The organism is Bacillus sp. GMs2/2, from assembly GCF_050172095.1.
In the GTDB taxonomy this organism is placed as follows: domain Bacteria; phylum Bacillota; class Bacilli; order Bacillales; family Bacillaceae_G; genus Bacillus_A; species Bacillus_A cereus.
Genome location: NZ_JBNLYE010000217.1, coordinates 1 through 6,916 on the forward strand (window position 1 = coordinate 1; position 6,916 = coordinate 6,916).

Here is a 6,916-nt window from a genome sequence, read left to right on the forward strand (position 1 = left end):
ATATCGGCGATAATTCAAATATATCAGCGATTCTTTCATTTTATCGGCGATTTTCAAATTATATCGACCGATTCTTAACATTTATCAGCGATTATATGTCGAATATCGACTTATCGACATTAAACGACAATCCTTATACATCATACCTTTTAACAAACTATGTCACCAAATGTAATTTTCATATTGGGAGCGTATACAAAAGAAGAATACACATGAAATATTTTAAAAAATCGTAGTTCAGCTTCATATTGAGCTAGCGCATTATCATATGTTAATCCTCTGGCTATTAAACGTTCTACAAATTGTTGCTTATCACCCGGATCACCTGCAATCCCCTCTTCTTTTAATGATTGATACAAATCGTTTTTATCATTGTGATGCATATTTGAATCTAAAAAGTTCACTTTATCGCTTACTCTACATTCAATATTTTTCACACCTAATTCACTTAAATATATCGGTATTTTCATGCCTATATTGCCATCTTTACCATTTCTTTGCGTATCACTTTCAAATAACTTCTGCAAAACACCTAGCTGAATAAATTCCGATTGTTTCTCCCCATCTAGTAAATAAGAAGCCATATTAGAAATCCAATGTGGTTCAAAACAGATTATTTTTCCACCCTTTTTAACTGAATGTATCATTTTTTGTAGCATTGTTTCTGGAGTAGTCATATGTAATAAGAAAGCATGACAGATTGCTATATCGTATTTATCGTTCAGTTCAATTTCTGTAGCATCTCCTTCAAGAAATTCTGAATCATACGGAAGTAAACGAAACAACTCTCTGGCTTCAGCTAATAATGTTTCTCCACTATCAATACCTGTATACTTTGAACCTTCTGGGAGTAATGGCATTAATACTAATCCTAAATAACCATATCCACAACCGTAATCAACGATATGTACAGGCTTAGTAATCTTCCAAACTGTATTTACTAAAAAGCTTACATAATCGTCGTTGTAATATAAATCTCTCGTGTTTTTTAAATATGTTAGTTTATTGTTCCAATCATACGTTTCCAACATCTAACGCCTCCTTTTATATACAAAACTAAAGTTCTCTATATAATAGCCGTATTCCTACACTTTTCTTAAAATTTCAAAGCAAAAAAGCTAGTGTATTTTTAATAATACACTAGCTTTTTATTTGGAAGAAAAATTTAACAAGTACAATCACAATGAAAACAATCCGTACAGTCTAAATCGTGACAATCTGCTTTTCTCTTTCTTTTGTTTCTTTTAAGATAATAATACAGTAGCCCAAACAATAGTATACAAATAACAAAAGCTATTATTGCTTCTGTATACTTATTTTGAGTCATAAAACCAATTCCACTTCCGCCTGAAATAAAAATTAGAATTAAATAAATCCAGAACATCTATGTAAATACCTCCATTACTATATATCTTAAGATAATATCCATATAACACTAGAGGAAATGAATAATCCCATACCATTACCGCTTAATACACCAGTAGTTATTCTTAGCAAATTTGAGCTACTTCTCCATTTCCACTTTTGGGTGAACCCATCGATAAGTAACGGAATTTGAGCGAAAAATGATAGTATGATTGCCAAAAGAAATGAAGGTGTCATATAAAAATAAATTGGAAACATTAAAATACCAATGAGCATGCCTGTACAATGCGCACATAAAGGTATGTACTTTTGTAGTTTAAAAAAACTCCTATCTAATCTTCTATGACAAGGAATTTGTAAAATAAAAGTTCGAATCAATATGAATCACCCTCTCTAAAAAGATTTTAATTGATTTTGCAAAAAAAATATATATCCAATAAAAAAACAAACCAGGTTTATACTAGACCCAGTTTGTCAGTTTACTACTATGTTACATCTCCTCAGGTGCCCCCACCCCAAGTAAACGTAATCCTTCTTTTAATACAACCGTCACAGCATAAACCAATGCGAGTCTGCTGTCTTTTTCTTTGCTCTCTTCTAATATACGAACATTACCGTAATATTTATTGAATGATTGTGCTACATCTAATATATATTTCGAAATAATAGATGGCTCATTTTTATTGAAAGCCGCTTCAATTACTTTAGGAAATTTATTAAGTAATTTTACGACACTCCAGCTATGATCGTCTTTTAAAGCAAATGTACATGTTTCAAATTCTACACTTTCTTTTCTTAAAATAGAACAAGCACGTGCATGTGTGTACTGTACGTAAGGTCCTGTTTCTCCTTCAAATTTCAGCATATTTTCTAATGAGAATTCGATATTATGCATACGCTCATTTTTTAAATCGTGGAAGATGACTGCACCAACACCGACTTGCTTTGCTACTTCTTCTTTTTGTTTTAAGTTTGGATTTTTCTCTTCAATATTTTGTTTTGCAAGTTCGATTGCTTCTTCGAGTACTTCTTCAAGTAAAATAACTCTTCCTTTACGTGTCGACATTTTCTTACCATCTTTTAAAATGAAGCCAAACGGTACGTGTTCCATACCATCAACCCAAGTATAGCCAAGTTTTTTTAATACGGTGAAAAATTGATTGAAATGTAAGCTTTGTTCTGGACCAACAACATATAGCGCTTTATCAAACCCATAAGTGTTTTGACGATATAAAGCTGCCGTTAAGTCACGCGTTGCATAAATCGTCGCACCATCTGATTTTCTAATTAAACAAGGCGGCATTCCTTCTTCTTCTAAATTAACGACTAATGCACCTTCTGATTCTTCAAGCAACTCATGTTCTTCTAAAATCCCAATAAAATCTTCCATTAAATTATTATAAAATGCTTCTCCCTGAAAATTAGTAAATTCTACACCGAGAAGTTCATAAATGCGAGAAAATTCTTTAAGGGACTCATGACGGAACCAATTCCAAAGCTCTACCGCTTCTTCATCACCTTCTTCTAATTTCTTAAACCAAGCACGTCCTTCTTCTTCTAGTTCTTCGTCGTCTTTTACCTCTTCATGGAATTGAACATATAACTTAAATAGCTCACGTATTGGATCTTCTTTAACTACTGCTTCATTTCCCCATTTTTTATAAGCCGTAATTAACTTTCCAAACTGTGTTCCCCAATCTCCTATATAATTAATCCCTACAACTTCATAGCCACATTTTTCAGCGATATGTTTCAGCGAATTTCCTATCATTGTAGAACGTAAATGTCCCATCGAAAAAGGTTTCGCGATATTAGGAGAGGAATAATCAATTACTACTGTTTTTTCACAGCCAAAGTGGTTTTGACCGAACTCTTCTTTCTCCGCTAAAACTGTTTTTAATACTGCATCACTTACAGTTTCACGATTGAAAAATACATTTACATAAGGACCAACGGCTTCTACTTTCGTAAAAAACGGATCATTGAATTTCTCAGCAACTTCCTTTGCGATAAGAGCTGGTGCTTTTTTATATTGCTTCGCTAATGAAAAGCATGGGAACGCTGCATCTCCAAATTCATCTTGTTTCGGTGTTTCAATTAAATCTAAAATTTGTTTTTGCGTTAATTCATTCGTGAAAATATTAGATAAACTTTCCGCAAACTGCATTTTATAATCCATGATACAACCTCCTTATTTTTTAAAACACAAAAAACTCGTCTCTAAAAAAGAGACGAGTTTTAACCCGTGGTACCACCCTTGTTGTTCGTTACGAACCACTTTCCCGTTTATAACGAGGACAGGGGGCCTCGGCTTTCTCTACTATTCGTTCAAGAAGCATCTCCGAAGTGCGCTTCACCTTTTTCTTCCGTACTAGGCTCACACCATCCCTAGCTCGCTTTCCTTCTAAAAAAGACTACTCTCTTCATCACAGACAGTATATTTAATTATTGCTTATTATACATCTTTTCAAACAATTAGCAAGGGTCAATTACACCAAAGTGAAACTTAGCACTTTTTCTTTTGTATACATAAAAATTGTGTTTTTCAAATCTAGAACTACGAAAATGATCTTTTAAAACGACACGTTTTCTCGCCACTCGTTTTGCCTCCGCAATTGTTTCGTCAGTAATATCATGATACAAAGCGAAGTGTTTTAATCCTTTAATTCCATCGGATTCTATGACAGTTTCTTCAAACATCGGATCAAGGTAAACGACATCGTAACTATTGTCTTCACATTGCGCTAAAAATGAAAAATGCTCCGTTTTCTTTACTTGGATTCTTTGCATTGCTTCATCAATTTCAGAAACGGATGAAGACCATGTTTTCAAACCATTTTCCATAATATAAGCCATATACTCATTGCCTTCAAGTCCTGTTACTTTTCCGCTTTCACCAACAACATAACTAGCTACAATACTATCTGATGCCATCCCGAGCGTACAATCTAACACTGTCATTCCTCTCTCTAATTGCGTGGCTTGTACAAACGGATCGTGTTCTCCACGCATTAACCTTTTCACACGAAACATCGCTGAGTTCGGATGAAAGAAAAACGATTCTTCCGTACCTTTTGGATAAATAGCTAATCGGTTCTTCCCTACGACAAGCACATCTTGTTCATACTGCTCATGTAGCTTATGTACTGGTATGTCATTACGTTTAACGAAAGAAGCATTTAATTCTGCTGCTACCTCGTTTGCATAATCTGTCATTTCTTTGTTCGTTCTTCCTGCTGTTGTTACGATCATTGTTTCACCTCTATATAAAGAAAAGAGGGAGATTTACTCTCCCCCTTCTTTAGCAATTCTTTTCGAAAGCTTGTTCTAAGTTCGTAATAATTTCGTCCATAGTTGCACCTTCAATTTCATGACGGTGAATGAAGTGAACAACTTCTTTTCCTTTTAATAATGCCATAGATGGTGAAGATGGAGGAATTTCTCCGAAGTATTCACGCATTTTTGCAGTAGCATCTTTATCTTGACCTGCGAATACAGTTACAAGATGATCAGGTTGTTTTTCAGCACGAACAACCGCTTGACCTGCTGATGGACGTGCTAAACCAGCTGCACAACCACAAACAGAGTTTACAACTACTAAAGTTGTACCTGATGTATTTTCCATAAATTCTGTTACAGCTTCTTCTGTAGTTAACTCTTCAAACCCAGAACGCACTAACTCTTGGCGCATTGGGATTACCATTTGGCGCATGTATTCTTCATAAGCATTTGACATCTTGTAATCTCTCCTTCAACTTTCATTCCAAATTCATCATATCACGCTCTATTAATAGGTGCAAAAGAAAGATAACGATGATTTCATTTTTTTGTAGGGATTTCACAAACCCCACCGCGGCAATGTCCCACTGGAACAAGTTTTCTATTGTTAGCGATATAATCGTATACTTTACTTCCAAAACCAAGTACGATAGATAGCTTTATAAAAGGAACTGCAAACCAATAAGATGGAACGGCCTTTGCTAATACATCTATGCTCTGAATACCGTCATACCACTTATTATTTTTAAAAATATACAGTCTTTGTTCCATCTTACTTTGTAGTTCTTGAGAAAGCTCATACTTCTCAACTACATCTTCATCTCGAAATGAAACAAATTTCATCTTACCCTTTTTATCTAATTTTTTCGTACGTTCTGCAACGGCCGTACACATCGGACACCAACTATCATAGAAAACAATCATACATTATTCCCCTTTACGTGACTCCGTCATTTGTTTCCATACAGAACCTTTTGCTTCTTCTCCGCCTTCAATACGTTCTAATGCTAGACGTGCTTGCATCGCTACTTCAAACTCTGGATCATCTTGCGCTGCTTTTAATGCTGGAATCGCACTTTCATCTCCAAGTTCAAATAAGAACATAGCTGCACGCCAGCGTACTAATTTACTTGGATCTTTCAGAGATTTAATCATAACGAACATCGCTGCCGGATCACCTACATCTGATAAACAATCTCCTGCAGTACGACGAACACTTACAGAGTGATCTAATAAAGCTTTATATAATAACGGTAATACTTCATCACCTTTTACCATACCTAAATACGCTGTTGCTAAACGGCGTATTGAAACTTTTTCATCATCTAACGCCATCTTCAACACTGGAATATCTTCTTCAGTAGGATCCATTTGTTCTAATGCTGCAAAACGGTTTTTCCAGTCAGAATCTTTCATCATCTCTTCTGTTACTTTATATGGCTCACGCTTTTGGATCGTTACTTCAACAGCACCTGCTTGATTTAATAATTCTTTAACCGTTTCATTTACACGTTCTTCTGAATAAGCAGCAACAATCTCTTCTACTACTTCTTTCCCGATTTCTTCAAAGTTACCGTAACGTGTACTTTGTTCCACCCATTTACGCTCTTTTACAACATTTGGTGCAGACATTTGCACTTTCATAATTGATTCTTTAAAACGATCAGGTAAACCAACACGTTCTTCCGTCGTTCCATCTGTTAACTTTACTTGCATTGGAATTGTAAAGAACATTTGAACAAACACTTTCACTTCTCCAAAATGAGCAAGTTGTTGTTCTTCACTTTCTTCCACTACTTCTTCGCCGAAAACAGCACGAACTTGTTGTAATAAAACTTTCCAGTCATACTTCGCATTTCGCTCCACTGCTAAAAAGTCGGCTACATGATATACACCTTTAATGCCTTCAATTTTCAAAATTTCTTGCACTTGCATTGGTGCTTGTTCTTTATTTTCATTTGTATAATTATTACGCGCTCCTGATGGTAATACTTCATTCAAAATAACTTTCATTGTATTTGGACTTGGCGTCGGTTCAATTGCTTTAATCTTCACGTAAAAAACTCTCCTTTATTGCATGTTCTTAGCTGTATTGTAACATGTTATCACTCTATACTCCTACTCGGATGCTTAATTTTACTACTTTCTTCCCGCTACCATACTATTTCATTCTTTTTACATTTTAAATTAGGAACGGGATTTTAAAAGCTTTCGTTTCCGATGATTTTTATTTTTTATCCATTTCTTGAGGCATCGCCATTATTTTTGAAAA

At 34.8% G+C, this 6,916-nt stretch carries 8 protein-coding genes and 1 other annotated feature; all 8 genes read right to left on the bottom strand.

The window, feature by feature from the left end:
* Nucleotides 1-149: 149 nt before the first annotated feature.
* The 8 genes from ACQGS6_RS20335 to ACQGS6_RS20370 all read right to left on the bottom strand — a co-directional run bounded on the left by ACQGS6_RS20335 (nucleotide 150) and on the right by ACQGS6_RS20370 (nucleotide 6,699).
* On the bottom strand, nucleotides 150-1,028 hold the full coding sequence (locus tag ACQGS6_RS20335; RefSeq protein ID WP_033685790.1) for a class I SAM-dependent methyltransferase: 879 nt from the start codon (nucleotides 1,026-1,028) through the stop codon (nucleotides 150-152).
* A gap of 137 nt (nucleotides 1,029-1,165) precedes the next feature.
* Nucleotides 1,166-1,384 carry a hypothetical protein gene (locus tag ACQGS6_RS20340; protein WP_426965491.1) on the bottom strand — a complete coding sequence of 73 codons (219 nt, stop codon included), beginning with the start codon at nucleotides 1,382-1,384 and terminating at the stop codon, nucleotides 1,166-1,168.
* 29 nt (nucleotides 1,385-1,413) lie between these two features.
* The gene (locus tag ACQGS6_RS20345; RefSeq protein WP_426965492.1) at nucleotides 1,414-1,743 is read right to left on the bottom strand and encodes a DUF2085 domain-containing protein; all 330 of its coding nucleotides are present in this window, start codon (nucleotides 1,741-1,743) and stop codon (nucleotides 1,414-1,416) included.
* A 112-nt stretch (nucleotides 1,744-1,855) separates the two neighbouring features.
* Nucleotides 1,856-3,544 carry an arginine--tRNA ligase gene (argS, locus tag ACQGS6_RS20350; protein ID WP_426965493.1) on the bottom strand — a complete coding sequence of 563 codons (1,689 nt, stop codon included), beginning with the start codon at nucleotides 3,542-3,544 and terminating at the stop codon, nucleotides 1,856-1,858.
* A gap of 45 nt (nucleotides 3,545-3,589) precedes the next feature.
* Nucleotides 3,590-3,804 (bottom strand) — a binding site (T-box leader).
* Between the two features lie 36 nt (nucleotides 3,805-3,840).
* Nucleotides 3,841-4,617, bottom strand: coding sequence for a class I SAM-dependent methyltransferase (locus ACQGS6_RS20355; protein WP_087967905.1), 777 nt, complete (start codon nucleotides 4,615-4,617; stop codon nucleotides 3,841-3,843).
* Between the two features lie 49 nt (nucleotides 4,618-4,666).
* Nucleotides 4,667-5,101 carry a BrxA/BrxB family bacilliredoxin gene (locus ACQGS6_RS20360; protein WP_000063706.1) on the bottom strand — a complete coding sequence of 145 codons (435 nt, stop codon included), beginning with the start codon at nucleotides 5,099-5,101 and terminating at the stop codon, nucleotides 4,667-4,669.
* 83 nt (nucleotides 5,102-5,184) lie between these two features.
* Complete coding sequence (locus ACQGS6_RS20365; protein WP_000634874.1) at nucleotides 5,185-5,568, bottom strand: thiol-disulfide oxidoreductase DCC family protein; 384 nt, start codon at nucleotides 5,566-5,568, stop codon at nucleotides 5,185-5,187.
* A 3-nt stretch (nucleotides 5,569-5,571) separates the two neighbouring features.
* Nucleotides 5,572-6,699 carry a conserved virulence factor C family protein gene (locus ACQGS6_RS20370; protein ID WP_030025504.1) on the bottom strand — a complete coding sequence of 376 codons (1,128 nt, stop codon included), beginning with the start codon at nucleotides 6,697-6,699 and terminating at the stop codon, nucleotides 5,572-5,574.
* Nucleotides 6,700-6,916 lie beyond the last annotated feature (217 nt).

Bases quoted from the DNA above. Each gene is read 5' to 3' on its own strand.
- ACQGS6_RS20355 (WP_087967905.1), bottom strand. From the start codon at position 4,617: ATGATCGTAACAACAGCAGGAAGAACGAACAAAGAAATGACAGATTAT.
- ACQGS6_RS20340 (WP_426965491.1), bottom strand. From the start codon at position 1,384: ATGTTCTGGATTTATTTAATTCTAATTTTTATTTCAGGCGGAAGTGGA.
- argS (WP_426965493.1), bottom strand. From the start codon at position 3,544: ATGGATTATAAAATGCAGTTTGCGGAAAGTTTATCTAATATTTTCACG.
- ACQGS6_RS20360 (WP_000063706.1), bottom strand. From the start codon at position 5,101: ATGTCAAATGCTTATGAAGAATACATGCGCCAAATGGTAATCCCAATG.
- ACQGS6_RS20365 (WP_000634874.1), bottom strand. From the start codon at position 5,568: ATGATTGTTTTCTATGATAGTTGGTGTCCGATGTGTACGGCCGTTGCA.